Below are 19,530 nucleotides of genomic sequence, written 5' to 3'. Positions count from 1 at the left end.
CAGGCAGCTTGCGCGCGTCCGTCCAGTTCGATGTTAGGAGTGTGGCGAAAAAACGGCAACCTTGATTTCCCAATGTCCCCACAGGACCTGGTCCCGCTGGTGGCGTTCGGAACGACCTACGATCTCAGGCAGGGGGCGGCTGATTTCACCTTGTTAATTCGGTTCAACCCCGCCGGTGGTTCAAAGGTCACGAGGCAATCGCCATTTTTCTGGTGGCCAAAGGACCAGCGTTCCGTATTCAGTCTCTCGCTCCGTCAAGCGATCGAACCCGTCCCGCAGCGGATCGGTGGCGTAGTGATAGGCGGACGCCACCCAGGTTTGCGGCAAACCAACCTGATTGACTGGTTTCTGGTGGGAGGGTGCGACCAGATTGGCTTGCAATTCAACGCGGTCGTACAAATTGGGGTGTCCCGGTTGATTTGTCACCTCAATTTCATCCAGGACTGCGGTCACTCGCTGAGCATCTGGCTTCGAAAAGAACCAGCATTCCCCGCCCACACGCTGGTTTCCCGGTCTCAAGGCTGGGTAGTCTTCGCGACCGAACAAGGTCCCCTGAACCCAAGCCGGGTGAACGGCCAGCGGGGTGATCGGCCAACAATGTTGCCGGCACTGACCTCGGCACAGCGTCCCGTAGACAAAGTAAACAACCACCTCATCGGGGTTCTCCGGGATCGTGCCGGCATAGGAAATCGGATTCATTCGGTTCGAACTTGTGTCAACGGATAGAAACGCCGTGCGGATTGGCCCTGGGGGCAGAGCCTGGGCTGATAAAGATGTGCTTCGTCGAGTATTAGCCCATCCGAGGCGAACGCTGACAACTCGGAGAGTTGTGCGACAATGTCGCTCGATTCTCCGAATCGTGAGCGCAAATTGCGTTTCGCTTTGCCAGTGCGAAACAGCCCAAGCCTTCCAGTCGAAGTGATTTTCGTCAGCCCAGGCAGAGACTCGCTGCATTGTTCCCGGGATACGAGTTCTGAAAAGGAAGACAATCGTTTTGGCGTGGGGGATTCATCGCTGATACAATGGGGGATCCCCTTCCGTTGCTGTCTCAGCACCCTCCCCTGCCCACCCGCGATGGCGGAACTGTCGCCGACGAGACTTCACTTGCCGGAGCACCCTTGCCCGTTCGCTTGTCAGCGGTCGGTGAGGTGAGATCACAGCGAGCGGATCTTGGTTGGTCCCGCCGAACAAATTGAATGAAGCCAATGGCTGCCGAATCGTTTTGTCTTCGAAGCTTTTGCTGTCGAACTTCCCTGCCAGTCTTGCTTGTGGGGATGGTGTGGTCACTGGGATCCGCTATTCGGCCGACCTCCGCCGAGGAGGTTTCATTCAATCGAGACATTCGCAGCGTGCTGTCGGACAAGTGCTTTCTTTGCCACGGACCCGATGAATCCACCCGAGAAGCCAGTTTGCGATTGGACCTGCGGGCCGAAGCGATCGAAGGTGGGGCGATCGATCCCGGCGACGCCGATGCCAGCGAGTTGATGGCGCGGATCACCAGCGATGATCCTGACTTGGTCATGCCGCCACCCAGCACCGGCAAGACAATCACAGACAAGGAACGAATCGCGATCCAGCGCTGGATCGATCAGGGTGCCATCTACGAAGAGCATTGGGCGTATGTCCCGCCACGTGTTCCCGAAATACCGAGCGTTTCCAATTCGCAGTGGTGCCGCAACGACATCGATCGATTTGTGCTGGCACGCTTGGAAGCCACCCAGCGTTCCCCCAACCAGCCCGCCGACATCGCAACGTTGACGCGTCGATTGCATTTGGATCTGACGGGCTTGCCGCCCACACTGCAAACGTTGGATCAGCTCGCCTCCGCGGATGATCCCGAGTTGCTGTTGCAACAACTCAGCGACAGCATGTTGGAATCCATCTCGTTCGGTGAACGCTGGGCGCGTTGGTGGCTCGACGCGGCACGCTACGCGGATTCAGCGGGTTACGAAAAGGACATGCAACGCAATGTGTGGTTCTATCGTGATTGGGTCGTCGATGCGATGCACCAAGACATGCCCTACGACCAATTCATCCTGGAACAGATCGCCGGTGACTTGCTGCCCGGTGCCACGCAAAGCCAACGTGTCGCGACTGGGTTTCTACGGAACTCGATGACCAACGAAGAGGGCGGGGCCGACCCCGAACAATTTCGTATCGAAGGCATGTTCGATCGAATGGACGCGATCGGCAAATCAGTGCTTGGCATCACCACCCAGTGTGCTCAATGTCATACGCACAAATACGATCCGATCAGTCACCACGAATACTACGAAATGTTCGCGGCCCTGAATGATTTTCACGAAGCCTGCATCACCGTCTTCACCCCCGAGCAAACGAAACAACGCGAGGACATGCTGTCGTCGATCGAAGCGGCTGAAAAGGCGTTTCAACGCGAACATCCTGAGTGGCGGGAACAGGTGGCCGAGTGGGCTCGGTCGCGATCTGGCAACCACGTCGCCTGGCAAGTGCTGCATCCCACCACGGTTCCGTTCGAAGGCCAGAAGTTCAACGTCTTGGAAGATGGATCGATTGTCAGCGAAAGCTACGCACCCACCAAAGTCAGCAACGACTTCACCCTGGAAACTCACCTGGGCACAATCACCGCGGTTCGACTCGATGCGCTCACGCATCCGCAGTTGCCTCGTGGTGGCCCCGGCCGCAGCATCGATGGCACGGGGGCGTTGTCCGAATTCAAACTCAAAATCACCCCGCTGACCAAAGATGAAAAGGGTGATCCCAAGCCGGCCGTTTGGGTGAAGTTTCATCGCGCGTTCAGCGATGCCAATCCGGCACGCCAGACGTTGAAGCCGCAATACCGCAATCGGGACCCTGATAAAGACACGCGTGTTGTGGGCCCGCCTGAATACGCGATCGATGGCGATGAAGCCACCGCGTGGACCACGGACATCGGGCCCGGACGCAGCAACCAATCTCGTCACATTGTGTTCGTCCCCGAAGAACCCGTCACAATCAACGACCAAGCCGAAGTCACGTTCACGTTGGTGCAAAAGCACGGGGGCTGGAACAGCGATGACAATCAAAACTTCTTGATCGGACGTTATCGCGTCAGCATCACCGACGCGGCTGAATTGCCTGCTTCCTCGGTTCCCACCGAAACGGAATCCGTTTTGGCAATGGATCCCAATGATTGGACGCATTCGCAAGCCGAACTCGCGTTCACGGCCTGGCATCGTTCGCTGGCGACCGCCGGACTCACAAACGACAACCTGGCGAACAGCGATGAGGTGGCGAACAGCGATGAGTCGTCGAGCGATCATGATCCTTCGACGTCCACGCTCCAGAACGATCTGTTGGCGCTCAATGCCCAGGTGGAAGCGCTGTGGCAGCAGTTCCCCGAAACGACCACGCAGCTTGTCGCGCAAGCCACCCAGCATCCTCGCGAAACGTTTGTGTTCTCTCGAGGCGACTTCTTGAATCCGACCGACCTGGTCCAGCCGGACGCTCCGGATTTCTTGCACGAGATGCCCCGTGATGACGCCCCGGATCGTCTGCGATTTGCAAAGTGGTTGGTGTCAAAGGATTCGCCGACGACCGCCCGCGTGATCGTGAACCGAATCTGGCAGGCCTACTTTGGGCGTGGTTTGGTTTCCACGCCGGAAGACTTTGGGTTCCAATCCGCCGCTCCGACTCACCCGGAACTGTTGGACTACCTGGCCACCGAACTGATGCAAAACGGTTGGCGACTGAAGCACATTCATCGCTTGATTGTCGATTCAGCGACCTACCGCCAATCGTCCACGGTCCCGGATCAGGCCTGGCGAGAGGATCCCGACAATCAGTGGCTCGCTCGCGGCCCTCGGCACCGCATGGAAGCCGAGATGATTCGCGATCTGGCCCTGTCGGTCAGTGGTTTGCTGAACACATCCGTCGGTGGTCCCAGCATCTACCCGCCGGCCCCGGGGTTTTTGTTTCAACCGCCAACCAGTTACGGACCCAAGATTTGGAACACGTCGACGGGGTCCGACCAATACCGCCGGAGTCTGTACGTGCACCAGTACCGCAGCGTTCCCTACCCGCCGCTGCAAGTCTTCGATGCACCCAAAGGCGATGCGGCCTGCGTTCGTCGCGAGCAAAGCAACACTCCGTTGCAATCGCTGGTGTTGATGAACGAACCTCAATTTGTCGATGCGGCACGAGCGTTGGCAGCACGCATTCTGCGGGAAGCGTCGGCCGATGACGCCCAACGAATTCAGTTTGCGTTTCGATGGTGCACCAGTCGCGAACCCGATGCGGAGGAAGTTCAAATCCTGCTGCGTTTGCTTCAGCAACAACGTCAACACATTGCCGATGGGAACCTGAATCTGCCGGAGTTGTTGGGAGTCCCCGCAGGATTGTGCCAGCAGCTCACCGGATTCGACGCCGCTGAATTGGCAGCCTGGATGACGGTCAGTCGCACGATTTTGAACTTGGATGAAACGATCACCAAATCATGAAGTCTTTCAACATGCCTTGCTTGCAATCCACCCAGTCTGAATCCATCAATCCCTCGCAGCTGGCGAAGGGATTGGATTTGATGAAGCGACGCTGGTTCCTGCAGCAGTGTGGACTCGGTCTGGGCCACATTGCCCTGACGTCTTTGATGGCCGAGGCCGGTGAATTAGGTGTCGCGGAGGCCGACCGATCGCGGGTGGACCCGATGGCGCCCAAAGCCCCTCACTTTCCCGCGAAAATCAAGAACGTGATCTTGTTGTTCATGGGCGGCGGGCCCAGCCAGTTTGAGATGTTTGACTACAAACCGGACTTGGAGCGTCTCGATGGAACGCTGCCTCCGCCGGAGTTGCTGGACGGTTACCGCGCGGCGTTCATCAATCCGAACTCCAAACTGTTGGGACCGAAATTCAAATTTGAAAAGAAGGGATCGGCTGGAACACCGATCAGTGAATTGCTGCCTCACACCGGCGGTGTGCTCGACGACATTTGTTTGATCCGGTCGATGAAGACCGACGCGTTCAACCATGCTCCCGCGCAGTTGATGATGAGCACCGGGTCTCAACAGTTTGGACGACCCAGCATGGGGGCCTGGACCACTTATGGGCTCGGCAGCGAATCACGTGATCTGCCCGCCTTTGTCGTTTTCAACAGCGGGCAGAAGGGGCCCAGTGCCGGGTCTGGGAATTGGAATTCAGGATTCCTGCCTTCGTTGCATTCCGGGGTGGAGTTCCGCAGCAGTGGCGATCCCGTGCTGTACCTGTCCAATCCGCCCGGCATCAGCGATTGGTCCCAGCGACAGTCGTTGCAAACCGTCAATGAATTGAACCGGCGGCGATTGGATGTGGTCGGGGACCCCGAAATTGCGACCCGCATCAATGGGTATGAGATGGCCTACCGGATGCAATCGAGCGCACCGGAGGCGATGTCACTCGCCAACGAACCGGAACACATTCTGAAGTTGTACGGTGCCGAACCGGGCAAAATGTCGTTTGCAAACAATTGCTTGTTGGCCCGTCGCTTGGTTCAGCGAGGGGTTCGCTTTGTGCAACTGTTCCATGAATCATGGGATCAGCACGGTGGTTTGACGGGAGGCTTGAAGCGAAACTGTGCCGACACCGATCAGGCTTGCGCTGCGTTGGTCAAGGATCTCAAGCAGCAGGGCATGTTGGATGAGACGCTGGTGATCTGGGGCGGTGAGTTCGGTCGGACCCCGATGGTTCAAGGTGGCAACGACGGTCGCGATCACCATCCCAACTCATTCAGCATGTGGATGGCGGGCGGTGGATTGAAGTCCGGTTTGGCTTACGGGCAAACGGATGAACTCGGTTTCGATGTGGCTGAGAACCCGGTGCACGTGCATGATTTGCACGCCACGATCTTGCATCTGTTGGGCTTTGACCACAAACAACTGACCTATCGTTTCCAGGGCCGTGACTATCGATTGACCGATGTGCACGGCGAATTGGTGACCGACATTCTGGCGTGAGCGAACGCGGGAAAGAACCCGGAGTCGAACGCGGGAAAGAACGGTGTGGCCCACCGTGCTTTCCCACGCATCGCCAGCGCATTGAAAAACCTCGCGTCCCAATGGGAACGCGAGGTGTATCGAGTGGTTCAACTGGAATTCGGTTCCGAATTCAGCTGACCGAAGTCAGGGCGTCTTGCAGAGCGGCTTTGGGGCGAACGCCAACGAAGGTGTCCGCGATTTCGCCGTTCTTGAACAGCAACAAAGTTGGGATGCTGTTGATGCCGAACTTCTGAGCGGCACCTGGGTTGTCGTCGATATTGACTTTGCCAATCTTGACGCCAGGATTTTCGGAAGCCAGTTCGTCGATCATGGGTGCGATTTGACGGCAAGGACCACACCATGGAGCCCAGAAATCGACCAGCACAGGGCTGTCGCTTTGAAGGACTTCGGAATCGAAATTGTCGTCGTTGAATTCTTTGACTGCTTCTGAGGCCATGGCCAAGGTCCTTGAACGTTACGGTGTTATTGGAAGAGTGATTTTAGAAGCCGTCGGGAAACTGTCAATTTGCCTAACGGTTGAATTGGAGTCGGTGGGACAACCTGTCGCTCAGAACGAGTTCCCTCCTAAAACGCGGCCGAAAGGTGGTTTTCCGGAGGAGGCCGTCTCTGTTTTTGAAATGACCGTTTCGCAGAATGATTCGCCAATTGCTTCCCAACGGAAGCGGAGAGACGGGAGCGGTTGGGGCTAAAGGGAATGCAAAGCCTGGGCCAATTGGCCCAGAATGATGGCGGTGGCTCCCCAAACATGCACCGAACCATGGCGAAATGCAGGCACCGCGAACGTCAGCTGACCAGCCACGCAGTCCGGGTGAATTCCTGAACGCAGCGATTTGGTTTGCTGAATCATGTCAATTTGACACGTTTTCTCAGCCGGCGACTGCCGCGAGGTCGCGTTTTGAGTGGGGTTCAAAACGGCTTCGATCGGGAAATCAATGACTTCGTCCACCTCGGCTGGATCGGGTTGCCAAGCGGGGTCGGGCGGATCGATCACAAACACGATCGGGGTGACCAGATTGTCGCTGGCGTAAACGTATTGCCGTGGCAAATTACCACAGCAGTGGTGCACCTGAGCGGGGCCGCCCAGTTCCTCGTCGAATTCACGCAGGGCTGCCCGCGAGGGTGTTTCTCCACGTTCGATCCGGCCACCGGGAAAACAGATTTGGCCGCCATGATGACGCAGCGTCGTGGGACGCCGGGTCAACGGAATCATCCATGAACCAGTGGAGGGATCTTGGAACAAGCAAACCGCCACGGCCGCGTGTCGCGAATGGCAACGGTGAGGGCCACGGTGTCGACCGTACGCCAAATGCGGCGCCATCGCACATCGAAAATCTCGATTGAGCGACCACGGTGGGAGGTTCTGAGTGGTCGACGGCGTCGAATCATTCGGCAGCAGATGTCGGGTCAGCCCATCGGCCAATTGGTCGGCATCGGTTGGAAGTTCGGTCGTCCATGAAGTGGATTGGGGGCTCAGCACCGAAACCTCCGCGGGGCCTGGGGGATCGCGTGGGGACGCGATCTGACATGGGTGTGAAGTCGCGTGGCTTAGATCAACGTTTCGAGCAAGCGACGCAGTTTTCGAAGTTCCACGCGGTGGTCGTAATCTTCCATCGGTGTCATGTCGACGGTCAACGCACGGGTGTACTTTTCACGTTCCAGTTGGGTGACCAGTTTGCCGTAATCGACTTCGCCTTGGCCCACGCTGACTTGGAACGCGTCTTTGCGGGTGTCGCGAAGGTGAACGTTGTGGACGAACTTCAAGATTTGATCGAAGCCCTTGCCACCAGCCATTGTCTTGCCAGCGGCGGGATTTTCATGAGCGGCCACCAAGGGCACGCTGGGGTCGAGCGTCACGCCCAACCCGTCGACGTTGTTGCAAAGCACCAGCAGCGTGTCGGGATCTTCGCTCAGGCAGCCCAGCATCGATCGCACGTTGACTCGCACGCCTTCGCCTTCTGCGATCGCAACCAATCGCCGCAGGTGTTCCACTTCTTCGTTGAACGGGGTGCCCTTTTCGCTGGAAGGCACGGCGATGTTGACGACTTTGGTCGCTTTCGCGATCCGGCAAATGCCTTCAAAATCGGTGTAGTGTTGTTCGCCGGTGGAGTCCAGCTCGACGCTGTACCCACTGATTTCTAAACGGTGGGTGTGCCGGAGCAACTGAATGCCACGGTCCTCATCGCTCAACACGTCACTGGGACGGCAGTGGGCGGACGATTCATGAATCGCGATTTCAATCGCTGTGAAATCCAAATCCTGAAGCAGTTCGATCGAGGCCTGCAATTCAAGGTCTGGCCAGCATCGGGTCGAAGCAGCAACAAACACGTGGGAATCCTTTCAACAAAAAAATCAATGAAGTCAGTGGCCGCACGGTGGGACCACGACAAGTTTACCTATTCAGGAAAGTCTGCGTCACTGGTGTAGTCTTCGCAGAGTCGCCATGTCAATTCGTTTTGAGCGGCTTCTTCAAGCAGCTTCGTTGAACAGTTCGCCACCACCATGGTTTGGCTTTTGACCACCCTTGGCATTCGGTTTGTCGTAGGTGGGGGGGGCAGCGACGCCAGCCAAGCGGTCGAGCATCTCGGATTGAAACTGCGAAAGGTGGTACTGGCACACGAACAACGCATTGGCTCGTTGGTGCGTGGTTTTGATCTGCTCCGCCGCTTCGCCGCAGCGTCGCGCCAGGCGAGCGTCTTCAATGCGGCGAGACGCCAGCAGTTTTTCAGACAGGCTGAGCCCAGCCTCGGGGGCCTCGGGGTCGCGAAGCAAAACGTCGCGGCGTTCCACCATGGCTTCCAGTTGTGAAATCGTTTCCGCCAATTTCACCGTCGATTCGTCGACTTGGTTGGGCTGCAAGGCGATCGTGCGGACGCGGGTTTCGTCCAGAATCAGGTCCATCGCCTCGGTGATTTGAACCAGATCGTCGACATAATCGGAGACCCGTTGAGTCCAAGATTCATGAGCAGACATAGCGTTGGTCATATTTCAGATGGAAGGCGGTTGAGAAAAAAGGGGCTGGTGCTGCGTCACAGCTTGGAATGAGGGGGATGATTGGAACCGTTTGGGCGTAAGCCCCGGTGATGGCGATGAAACCGTGGTAAGCGCCAACACGGCGAACCAAACGACTGAGCTGTGACGAAACGCGAGGGACGGATGGGGATGCAAGGGAGGGGTGGCAATCAGCGAGCACGGAACCGGTTGGCTCCATCAAGCTCGACGTTGCATTTGAAACAGTTCAAACATGGGATTGGCGATCGTGTCAGCGGATGCGTCTGACATGGCTTCCACGAGGTGCTGATCCATTTGTTGTTGGAAGACCTCTTCGGTCCGCCCGCCGTGGAAGTAGGCGGGTTTGCCAACTGATTCACGCATGGTCGACAACATGCTTCCGAACAAGGTTTGCCCCACAAAATCGCCGAAGGCTTCCTTCAGTGGTTCTGCCTCCTCGGTGCCCGGTTCCTTGGACGAGGAATTGGCAAGGGCGTCCAAGGCGGACTTCGATTCTGCACTGGGCCCCAATTGCGCGGACGGTGTTTGCAGGGATGAAAGTCGGGAAGACGAAAGCGGTGACATGGCAGGTTCGACCTCGAAACGAAAGTCGGCGATGGGAGGGCGGCTCAAAAACCGAGTGTCAGTCATGGCGACGACTCAGTTGTCTCTACCGGAAAATGACTTCGCCGTACAAGTCACCTTTCGCTTTCAGTGTTTTGATGATGGCGATCAAATCTTCCGTGGGGACGTCTAAGGCGCCGAGCGCGTCCGCCAAACTTTTGAGCTTGGCCGCCGCTGGCGTTCCGTCTGGGCCGACTTCGACAAACCGCCCTCCGCCACCGGCTTCGATGCGCAAATTGCGATGCGTGACCAAGACCGGTGCGATCTCAACGTCTTCGCCGATCACCACCACGCCGTCGGCTTCATTGATCACGACCCGTTTGCTGCGATTGGCCAACTGAATGGGGATGTCCAGCAAGAACGCGATGAACTTGATCGGGTTGTCGCGGTACAGCGGCGGCACCATGACTTCGACGTGCAATTGATCGATGGCACGCGCGTGGGCGGACTCGTGAAGGTCGGCACCGGCATTGTGGTTGGGGCTGGATAAACGCGAAGCATTGCGGTCACCCATCGTCAGGGATGTCAGGCTGTTGACCTCGTCTTCGATCCGTTGTGCGGTGTTGAAGTCGGCGAAGTCCCGGTCGATGATCAAGGTGATGCGGTCGTTTTCAACGTAAGACGCTCGCACGGTGGTTTCCATTTTCAGGCCGCCTTGAATGCTCGCCGAAGTGGGCGGGGAATCCGCTGACACGGACACCCGTCCTTCGGCCATCCCGTACACGGTCGGGTTGTCGGCGCGAGGCCCGAGCATCGGGGTCAGCATCAGGTAACCGCCGTCCAGGCTTTTCGCACTGATCGCATTGATGGTGACATCCAGCACGTCACCCTGCTGTGCACCGACCGTGGGGATCGTCGCGCTGACGAAAACCATGGCAACATTCTTCGCGTCGCCGACGTCTTCGATGTTCAGACGCCCGGCCGCGTCCACGGCCATGGGGCCACCCATCAGCTGCATCATCCGAGCCAGTGCGCGACCCTTGGGGGCAGCGTCACCATCGCCGGTGCCTTGCAGTCCAACGACCAAACCCAGGCCTTGCAGCGTGTTGGTTTCTTGACCCTTCAAGCGACACAGGTCGCCCAGTTTCAATCCACCTGCCATCGCGGAGGAGACACCGCAGGAAGCGGCGACCCATAGGATGGCGGTGAAGAAAACGGTCGTGCGAAGCATGCGTTGGTTGTTCATCAGAATGGTTTCAAACGATCAAAGGCACGTTGGAACCATCCGCGACGATAACCGTCTCGCAATTGGCCCTGGTCTTGTTTGTTGATTTCAAGGTCGATCAGGTCGCGACTGAGCACGACGTTGTCGGGCCCGATGTCTTGGGCGCGGCAGATGCCTGACAGCGACGTTTCCCAGAGGTTGTCGTTGACCCGGTATTGCTTGCGAGCTTCGACGACCAAGTTGCCATTGGGGCGAATGTCGACGATCCGAGCCGCAATGTTGAACGACATCGATTCGCGAGACTCGACGGACGCTTCGGCTCGCGAGTTGGCGGTGGTTTGGGCGTCGACGGTGGGATCGCCTTCCGCCTGCGGATCGGGAATCAATCCGCCGCTGCCAAGTTTGATCCATTCCGAAAGCGTGGCTTGAAACAACGACACTCGCCGTTTTTCGGTGTCCCCTTCGGCCATCATCCTGGCGATCTCGTCGACCCGAATGGTGACGATGTCTTGGATCCGAAAGGCTCGCATCGGAGGAGCGGGCTGGTACGTCCAGCTGACTCCTGCCAATCCAACTGCGGGGGGCGGCGAATTGTTAAAAGACGGCCGGGCGGCGTTCGGATTGGGAGCGGGAGGGCCGCTGCCATTGGCAGCCAAACCGTTGGGGACGCGTTCTGCCATGCCCGGTGGCAGGAACTCCGGCGGCATCACAGCGGCGTCAGGTCCCACACCGGGAACCGCGCGTGCTTGTGTGTTGCTGGCGGGAGCCACCATGCTGGGCCGACTGACGGGCGCGTTGGGCATCCACGGCGGCGTGGCATGCAGCAACGAAGAATTTTGAGCGCTGGCGACACCGCTGGCGAACGTCAGCGACATTGCCAGGGCGGCGAATGAGCGAGGCCTGAGAGTCATGGTTGCGGTTGCCATTTGCGAGAGGGTTGATTCGCGAGGACACGGTTCGGCTGGGTCACGATCTCGACGACGGACGGTTCCACGACCTTGGCCAGCAGGCGTCGCTTGGGCGAGAGTGTTTCGATCTCGATCAGTTCATTTTGGGCGCCATCGCCCAGAGCCTTCGCAGTGGTCGTCACGCGGATACCGCCGCCGGTCACTTGAACCTCGACCAAGTCACCTCGGCGTACCAATCGCGGTGCCGCAAAGTCACTGGGGCGAAGCGGCACGTCGGCGCGAATCAGTCCCACGACTTCCATCCCGATCACTTCGTTCACGTCCATGACCTGGTCGCCTGAAAGATCGGTCACGGGGGAGGGTTGCAAGTGAACGTCACCGGGACCCACGCGGTGCCCCCGTTGCAGCGGACGTCGCGCGACGACCACGGCGGGCTTGGGCGTGAAGGTGACGCGGATGATGCCTTCGCAATCGTCGACCCGGGATCGGGCATCGATTTTGAGACGGCAGGTGATGGGCGAGGAACTCTCGGCCGACCAAGTTGGGATCGGATCGAGGAACCGAATCTCTCGAATGCCTTGCATCTCCGTCAGCGGGCCGACTTCCTGCGTGATGAAGGAGGCTTCGTAGTCAAAGGCGTCCGGCAGGTCGCGAAATTGGTTTTTCAATCCGAGCTGGACCCAGTGACTGAGTCGCTCTCGTGTTTCGAAATCCAGTTCATCCCCGGGGGCAGAGGTGGGGGACGAAACGGATTCAGAGGCGGCTGGGGCATCCAGCATCGCGTGGGCAACGTAGGTGTTGTCGATCGATTCTCGAAACGCCGAAACCGGTTGTGCGGCCAGCGAGTGCGTGTTGCCCGCTTCGGTTGGAGGGCTGTTTTGAACGGCATGCACCACGATGGTTTGATTCCCGTAGATCTTGATGCGGCCCGCTGTGGCTTGCCCGCCAACGATCAGATCCGCCAACCGATCCCGAGAAATTTTGGCGGGCGTTCCATCCAGTGGCATCAGGCCCACGGTGGCATCGGCCAGGCGGGGCCAAGCCGCCATGTTGGCATGCAAGGGACGCACGACATCACGGAGCCGGATGATCGGGGAACCCGTGCTGGCGTTTTCAATCGCGGTGAATTGCCAACGTGTGTTCGCGTCAATCGTTTGGCTGTGTGGCTGACTGGATCGCGGTTGGGTTGGTTGACGCCCCGCGTGCTGTTCGGGCTGGCCGGAGGACTGCATCGACGCAGGCAAAATTCGCGGTGCGGGATTGCGATTGAATTTTGGATCGACGCCATGAAAGGGCGTCCGCATCGCCGCGTTGGCGATGGCGTTGGCATCGCCCGGTGTTTGTGCAGGCAGGTGCAACGAGAACCCAATCGAACACGCCGCGGCGCACGCCAAAAACCACCTTCTCACGAAGGCGGATCGGAACGACGTTTTCGAAATCGAATCCATCAAGGTTTAGAACCGTCGCAGTTGAGAGATGTTTTGCATGACTTGATCGCCTGCCTGGACCGCTTGGCTGTTCAGTTCGAACGCGCGCTGAGTCGTGATCAGGTCGATCAGCTCTTGGACCGGTTCAACGTTGGACGCTTCCAAGTTGCCTTGGCGTAGCACGCCGATTCCGTCGGTTCCCGGGTTGTTGATTTGTTCCGGGCCCGAGGCGTCCGTTTCCATGTACAGGTTTTCGCCGGTCTTCAGCATCCCGTCCGGGTTGATGAACTGAGCGAGCTGGATCTGGCCTTGGTTGGTCAGTTCGGTTTGCCCCGGTTGCCGGGTCATGACTTCGCCGTTGCTGGTGATGACGAGGGCGGTGGCATCGTTCGGGATCGTGATCGGTGGATCGAGCAAACGGCCCACTTGCGCGGAACCCATGACCAATTGACCGTCCGCATTGATGTCGAGGTTGCCGGCCCGGGTGTACATCGTGTCTTGGCTCGAGGGATCCACCACACGGAAGTAACCGCTGCCTTGGATGGCAACATCCAAGTCACGTCCGGTTTGCTGCAGGGTGCCCTGCCGTTGATCCGTTTGGGTGCTGGTCACGCGAACGCCCAAGCCGACTTGGGTGCCGACCGCGGTGGGGGTTTGCGTTGCATCTTGCACGCCGGGGTAGACCTCGGTTCGATACAGCAAATCTTCGAAGTTGGCGCGGTCTTTTTTGAAACCGGTTGTGTTGATGTTGGCCAGGTTGTTGGCGATCACATCGAGTTTGGTTTGCATCGCCTCCATGCCGGTGGCGGCGGTGTACAGCGTTTGAACACTCATGCGAAATTTACCTTGAGAGAGAGCGACGACTGCATCGCGGTTAGCCTTGGAGGACGCGACCGATCAGGGATCCCAAGACGCTGTCTTGGTTCTTGATCATTTGAATGTTGGCTTCATAGGCACGCGACGTTTCAATCATTTCCATCATCGTGCCGGTGGGACTGACGGCGGATTGTTCCAACGAACCGGCCACGACATTCCGATCGCTGTCGGCAGCCAGATTGAACCCGGCCAAGGGGCGAAACAAGTTGCCGCCGATGTTGGCCAAGTCGCCGTAGCTGGCCGGTTGAGCAAGCATCAACTGTTGAGTCTCGCCCGCTTGAGTGATGGTGCCTTCGGAGCCCACGTTGAATGGAAGTCGAGGGTCGATTTGGATCGGCCGGCCGTCTTTTCCGACGACGGCATCGCCCCCTGAATTGACCATCGTGCCCGTGGAATCGAACAGGAAGTCACCCGCTCGAGTGAGCAGCTGTTCGTCGCCGCGTTGCAGGACAAAGAAACTCTTTTTGTCATGCAGCGCAAAGTCCGTTTCGCGGCCGGTGGTGCGAATCGCCCCCACGGTGAATTGAGTCTGTTCGGGTTGAATGGTGACGCCCCCACCGATGTCGTCGGCACCGCCCAGACCGGGGGAGACCATGCCTTCTTCGATCATTTCCGAGAACCGCGCCTGCAGGATCGTTTCGCTGGGTTTGAAACCAGGCGTGTCAACGTTGGCAAGGTTATGGCTGATCTGCTGCAGACGGTGGTTTTGTGCCTGGGCACCCGCTGCAGAGAGATAGACTCCGTAAGGCATGGACCGCTCGCTTGGATCGCGTGACTCCGCTTCCGCCGAACCGCTCGACGTTCCTTTGGGGGTACGCAATCGGAGGAGCCAACCTCAAGCCCAATTCTTGAGCGAAAGTTCACGGAATGTCCAGATTCGATCCAGGCGTTGAGTTTTCCGTGCATCCGGAACTCGTTCCTCAGCCGTCGCGGAGCGACTCATGTTCCCCTCTGCCACACCCTGAGGTCGAGCGGCTGTGCTGAACCCTCCCCTCGCTCGACCCTCCCGGGGGGAGCGGCTGGGTTGTGCCTCCGGACTCCTGCACGCAGATTCGCCCCGGAGGGGCCGACATCGGTAGCTCGGGGCGGAAGCCCAATGGCACTTACTTTACAAATTTACCCTCCCCCTGGGAGGGGCGAGCGAAGCGAGGGGAGGGCTACACACCGGGTTTTAGGTTCGCCCTCCCCGGCCCGAAGCGGGCCGACCCTCCCTGAGGGAGGGTGAAGTAAGTGCCATTCGGCGGAAGCCCCGAGACCGTGGAGGATGCGGTCCAAAGACCGGTTCATCCCAACCGTGTGTTTCAACGCCCTGGCCTTGTGTCAGGCAGATGCCATCTGATGCGACAGCACCGGCAACTGATCGTCCTGGCCGCTTTGGCGAGCCGCCAAACCAGCGATCGCACACACCTGTTTCAAGGACTTTTCGTAAGCCGACATCGAGTTGACGGAAGAACCGATCTGCAGGATACCGATCGACAACTTCTCTCCATCAGCCGACTTTTCAGCCGCTGCGAGTGACATGCCGATGGAACCCGCTGCACCGCAGATTTGTTGAGCCCGATCCATCGCATCCTCGGCATCCAGCTGAGGCATGCAGATCACCAACGTGGATTGATCCAAGCAACCAATGTGATCTTGGTTGCGGGTTGCGGCACGAACCAGTTGCAACAGCGATCGCATGGTCGCTCCGCTGGGCGTGCCCGAGAGCCGAACGCTCATCAATTGATTGGGAGCCTTGGAGCGGTGGGGCGACGTTTGCATGTCTTCCACGTAGTCGACCATCGTCGCTAAATCGGGAAGGTAGCTGAGTGCCTTGGGACGCTCTCCGAGCGGTTGATCGTCCAACAGCGAGACATCGTCCAGCGTGCTGGAGGGAGCCGGATGGCCGGTGTTGTCGGTGGCTGCAAGTGGTGCCGGAGTCGGTGCTGCTTGGGCGGTCGAACGGGTTTCGCGAGCCAACGCTTCCACTTCCGTTGCCAGTTCTTCTTCCGGAGCACGAGGGGCGACGGCGGGAGTCTCAAACAGGTCCGAGCTGGAAGAGATCGGTTGACCAGCAACCTTTGCTGCGGTCGGCGAGTCCTTCACGATTGGCTCGGTGGGAACTTCGCCCGCTCGAACGAAACGGTCTTGATCGATGTAGTGGGCACAGTTGCGGCCCATCTCTTTGGACCGATAGAGCGCTTCGTCGGTGCGTTGCAACCATTCCTGGGCAGATTGTTGGGGCTCGAGCGCTCCAATGCCAACGCTGGCGTTGACTTTCAAACACTTGCCCTCGAAGCGAACTTCGCGGGTCCCAATGGCAATCCGAGTTTGTTCGATCAGGTCCACGGCTTCGGCCAAGCTGGTGTCATGCAACAGCATCACGAACTCTTCGCCACCAAAGCGAGCGACCATCCCGTGCGGCTGCAAACGTGCATCGAGCAATTGCGAAACCACTCGCAACACTTCGTCACCCGCTCGGTGACCATGCGTGTCATTGAACTTTTTGAAATGGTCGACGTCGAGGACTGCCAACACACCGGCTCGGGATGGGCCGAGCGCGTGACGTCGCAACAGGTGCTCGTCGAACGCCCCTCGGTTGTAGATTTGAGTCAGAGCATCGGTCTGGGCTCGTTGCTCAGCCGATTGCAGTTGTTGCGATTGCTCGCGGATGCGTGCTTGGGCATCAGCCAACTGATTTCGCATGATCTCATTGGCTCCCAGCATCTGTTCCACCGCATCCACAATCGCGGGCGGTGAATTGCTCAGGTCGCTTTCATGCAGCGTCATGCTCAAGTTTTCGACGCGGCTTTGGTGAGCGTCCACGTCCGCGGCAATTGAATGAGTGAATTGGCGAACGCGATCCGCGACGGCCATCACCTTTTCGGTGTCAGGACAGTCTTCCGTGGCTTCTGAAATCGAAGAATCAGCGTCGGTCGACAATGCCTTTTCGGCGGTCGAAGAGGCCTTCGAGGAAGCTGGCGTCTGGGGCGATGGCTGGGGACCATCCAACGCCAAGCCCTGATTGTAAAGGGCATGCATCACCCAACCGCATGTCATTCCGGCGCCGCCGCTACTGGCTGCAATGATGATATCAAGAAGCACGTGTTTGTTCCCGCAGAGGATCTCTAAGTTCGTTCAGTGGAAGAGGGGGCAGCGAGGACACAGGCGATTCGAAAATCGAATCGATGAATCCTCTTCCCGTCGGGGTTCTCGCCTGCTTCCGGGTGAACCGGAGTCGATTTGACCCACCCGAATGAAGCTTGCGAGATACAAACCTAGGTCACCGTTTGTGCCCCATGGAAAATTGTTCACCCTCAAACGGCCTCTTTCACTGGCTGATCGACCGAGTCGCTCGGGGGACATGCGCGAGCGGCAACCCCACGGCACGGACTTTCTCAACTGGAATCAACTTGAGGAAAAACGGAGCCTGCCTCTGATTTCGTCAAAAAGACGTCCCATTGCCCCGGGCTTTCCTGGTTTGACAGGTTCCCTGCGGCTGATCGTCACAAAATATCCAAATTGACGTGGCCTGAATCGCAAACATCGGCAAAATTAAGGGGACGGCGTTTGCGCGGTGCAAATTTTGCGCATTACAAACCTGTCCGGGCCATTCATGACCACCTAAAAGGAATTGGGACTTTTATGCAATCGACCACGCAGACCACCCACGTCGCTCCGTCGCTCTCCACCACATCGACCGGTTTTGCCGATTCCGCGAGCAATCGCGTTTCGGGAATCCAAGTCACCGCCGCCATCAAAGCCTTGGCTGACAGCAGTGTCGCTGAGCTGCGATTTTTGCGGGTGGACGAAAGTGAAAACGAAATCTGCCTGACCGGCCGAGTTCGCAGCTTCTACCACAAGCAACTGGCTCAAGAAGCCATTCGCCCTGTCGCCGCTGGACGCCAAGTCGTCAACCGCGTCGATGTCTGCATGGGCTCCTGATCAGCCCTCGTGCTGGTTTTCCAACCCGCAGTTTCTCTGCGCTGGGCTTGGTCTGAACGCCGGGCTTGGTCTGAACACTGGGCTTGGTCTGAACACTGGGCTTGGTCTGAACACTGGGCTTCCAAACCAAGCCCTGCATCATGAAATCGGCGCGTCCGTTGGGCTTCCAAGCCCGACGAATCGAATCTCTGCGTTCGAACTCTCTCGCCCGTTCGATTTCATTCCGCCGAAAGTCGTTCCGCCAGCTTGCCGGTTGAGAACGCGTCGCTGAAGTACTGGCGGTACTCGATTTCCTTCACGGGGAACAACGCTTCGAACGTTGCTTTGCCTCCCGCACCATGTTGGAAACGTCGCTTGGGATGGATCGGCATTTGGATGCCGGTGACCGCTTGCACTCCCGCGCCCACGATCTGACCCTTCAGGGCGTACAGCTTTTCGTGGTCCCAATCGGTCATCTCGATGAACGGTGTGCCTTCGGCAACCTCGATCACTTCGGGCAATGCCATCGGGCTGAATCCGTGAAAGCCCAAACGTCGCGCCGGGGCACTCGTGCGGACGTGACCACGACTCTGTCCACCGCTGTAGACCAAGGAATGCTTCACCGCATCCACACCCCAACCTTCCTGGTACAGCATCTGATTGTTCAGCACACTTCGGATCGTCAGCTCCGGGTTCTCTTCAATCGGGTAATCCTTGAAGTTCTCGTCGCCGCCGTCCCCGTCGACCAAGTGCTTCCAGTCGGGATAGCGATCGCGAATGCCCTGGCAAAGGGCCAGCCCCATTGTGGCGCTTTGGATGTCCAGTGGTTTGTAGTCCTCGGTGACTTCGATCGCAGAACGCCAATCGATGCGAGACTTCTCAACCGAGATGACTTCCAACAGCATCGGCATCCCGATCGCTTCCAGGAATTCGCTGGCTTGCGCAAAATCGGTTTCGTTGGAATCGGCGTTGTCTGCCACCGAGAGCACAAACGCTTTCAATCGCTGAGGCGTCTGGCCACGTTGCTTCAAGGCATGAATCATCGCGATCAGAACCGCGCCGCTGTCGATCCCGCCGCTGAACATCACTCCGATCGGCGCCTCGTTCTCGATCGTGTCGAGCCAATCCGAACACGCCTTCACGATGCGTTCGATGTACCGAGTCCCGATCGCTTCGATGCTGGCCGGAAGCGTGTTGGACTGCGGGTCAAAGAAACGATGCAGGGTTGGGTTGGGATCCGGGCAACCGGTCAGTTGCAACTTCATCACGTGGTGCGCCGGAACCATTCGCGTGTACGACGGATGGAACTGATCCTCCAAGCCTTCCGCACGCAGTTGTTCAAAGATTTCGTCGATTCGCTCAGCGACAATCAAGCACGGTCCGGCGGCACGCTTGGCCAAGAAGTATCGCATTGGCCGCCCGATCGAACGAGCCATGTGAACCGTCTTGCCTTCCGCTTGCAGGATCGCGAACTGCCCGCGGATCTTTCCCACCGCCTCGGCGTCCCCGCTCCGCACCGCCGCTTCGGCCGCTTCCCGAGTGATGCCCAACAGAATGTCGCCACTGGGATCCAACAGGTTCACGATGCGTTCAATGACCGGAGGCGCGTTCATGGCAGTGTTTCCGACGAAAGATGTTGAAAGGAGGGTGACGATT

The 19,530-nt window shown here is 58.3% G+C and carries 16 protein-coding genes; 3 read left to right on the top strand and 13 right to left on the bottom strand.

From position 1 onward, the window contains the following. Positions 1–180 precede the first annotated feature (180 nt). Positions 181–699 carry a gamma-glutamylcyclotransferase family protein gene (locus PSR62_RS24870; RefSeq protein WP_274405651.1) on the bottom strand — a complete coding sequence of 173 codons (519 nt, stop codon included), beginning with the start codon at positions 697–699 and terminating at the stop codon, positions 181–183. A gap of 497 nt (positions 700–1,196) precedes the next feature. Here PSR62_RS24870 and PSR62_RS24865 point away from each other — a divergent pair, with 497 nt between their 5' ends. Both PSR62_RS24865 and PSR62_RS24860 read left to right on the top strand, forming a co-directional pair. Further along, a complete protein-coding gene (locus PSR62_RS24865) occupies positions 1,197–4,457 on the top strand; it encodes a PSD1 and planctomycete cytochrome C domain-containing protein (protein WP_338020118.1) in 3,261 nt (1,086 codons plus the stop codon). Then, positions 4,454–5,941 (top strand): DUF1501 domain-containing protein, encoded by a 1,488-nt coding sequence (locus tag PSR62_RS24860; protein ID WP_274405649.1) that lies wholly within the window; start codon positions 4,454–4,456, stop codon positions 5,939–5,941. The genes PSR62_RS24865 and PSR62_RS24860 overlap by 4 nt, the downstream gene beginning before the upstream one ends. Positions 5,942–6,092: 151 nt before the next feature. On the opposite strand, the gene trxA is transcribed toward PSR62_RS24860, so the two are convergent. The 11 genes from trxA to PSR62_RS24805 all read right to left on the bottom strand — a co-directional run bounded on the left by trxA (position 6,093) and on the right by PSR62_RS24805 (position 17,055). Further along, the gene (gene trxA / locus PSR62_RS24855; protein ID WP_274405648.1) at positions 6,093–6,419 is read right to left on the bottom strand and encodes a thioredoxin; all 327 of its coding nucleotides are present in this window, start codon (positions 6,417–6,419) and stop codon (positions 6,093–6,095) included. A 249-nt stretch (positions 6,420–6,668) separates the two neighbouring features. Further along, the gene (locus PSR62_RS24850) at positions 6,669–7,460 is read right to left on the bottom strand and encodes an NUDIX hydrolase (protein WP_274405647.1); all 792 of its coding nucleotides are present in this window, start codon (positions 7,458–7,460) and stop codon (positions 6,669–6,671) included. A 68-nt stretch (positions 7,461–7,528) separates the two neighbouring features. Beyond that, positions 7,529–8,308, bottom strand: coding sequence for a sugar phosphate isomerase/epimerase family protein (locus PSR62_RS24845; protein WP_047816034.1), 780 nt, complete (start codon positions 8,306–8,308; stop codon positions 7,529–7,531). 141 nt (positions 8,309–8,449) lie between these two features. Beyond that, on the bottom strand, positions 8,450–8,953 hold the full coding sequence (locus tag PSR62_RS24840) for a hypothetical protein (protein WP_274405646.1): 504 nt from the start codon (positions 8,951–8,953) through the stop codon (positions 8,450–8,452). Positions 8,954–9,190: 237 nt separating this feature from the next. Then, entirely contained in the window at positions 9,191–9,622 is a 432-nt protein-coding gene (locus tag PSR62_RS24835) for a rod-binding protein (protein WP_274405645.1), read from the bottom strand. Between the two features lie 19 nt (positions 9,623–9,641). Next, a complete protein-coding gene (locus PSR62_RS24830; protein ID WP_274405644.1) occupies positions 9,642–10,781 on the bottom strand; it encodes a flagellar basal body P-ring protein FlgI in 1,140 nt (379 codons plus the stop codon). Beyond that, positions 10,781–11,671 (bottom strand): flagellar basal body L-ring protein FlgH, encoded by an 891-nt coding sequence (locus tag PSR62_RS24825; RefSeq protein ID WP_274405643.1) that lies wholly within the window; start codon positions 11,669–11,671, stop codon positions 10,781–10,783. The genes PSR62_RS24830 and PSR62_RS24825 overlap by 1 nt, the downstream gene beginning before the upstream one ends. Next, complete coding sequence (gene flgA / locus PSR62_RS24820) at positions 11,668–13,116, bottom strand: flagellar basal body P-ring formation chaperone FlgA (RefSeq protein ID WP_443217327.1); 1,449 nt, start codon at positions 13,114–13,116, stop codon at positions 11,668–11,670. The genes PSR62_RS24825 and flgA overlap by 4 nt, the downstream gene beginning before the upstream one ends. Before the next feature lie 6 nt (positions 13,117–13,122). Further along, positions 13,123–13,929 (bottom strand): flagellar basal-body rod protein FlgG, encoded by an 807-nt coding sequence (gene flgG / locus PSR62_RS24815; protein WP_274405641.1) that lies wholly within the window; start codon positions 13,927–13,929, stop codon positions 13,123–13,125. 40 nt (positions 13,930–13,969) lie between these two features. Next, a complete protein-coding gene (locus PSR62_RS24810; RefSeq protein WP_274405640.1) occupies positions 13,970–14,791 on the bottom strand; it encodes a flagellar hook-basal body protein in 822 nt (273 codons plus the stop codon). Positions 14,792–15,291: 500 nt separating this feature from the next. After that, entirely contained in the window at positions 15,292–17,055 is a 1,764-nt protein-coding gene (locus tag PSR62_RS24805; RefSeq protein ID WP_274405639.1) for a GGDEF domain-containing protein, read from the bottom strand. Between the two features lie 540 nt (positions 17,056–17,595). Here PSR62_RS24805 and PSR62_RS24800 point away from each other — a divergent pair. After that, positions 17,596–17,895 (top strand): BON domain-containing protein, encoded by a 300-nt coding sequence (locus PSR62_RS24800; protein WP_274405638.1) that lies wholly within the window; start codon positions 17,596–17,598, stop codon positions 17,893–17,895. A gap of 218 nt (positions 17,896–18,113) precedes the next feature. Here PSR62_RS24800 and PSR62_RS24795 read toward each other — a convergent pair whose 3' ends face one another. Beyond that, positions 18,114–19,487 (bottom strand): asparagine synthase-related protein, encoded by a 1,374-nt coding sequence (locus tag PSR62_RS24795; RefSeq protein ID WP_274405637.1) that lies wholly within the window; start codon positions 19,485–19,487, stop codon positions 18,114–18,116. Positions 19,488–19,530: the final 43 nt, after the last annotated feature.

Origin of the sequence: Rhodopirellula sp. P2, from assembly GCF_028768465.1 — a bacterium.
Classification (GTDB): Bacteria; Planctomycetota; Planctomycetia; order Pirellulales; family Pirellulaceae; genus Rhodopirellula.
Note: the sequence above shows the minus strand (reverse complement) of the source record. Positions and strands in the feature narration are given on the sequence as shown.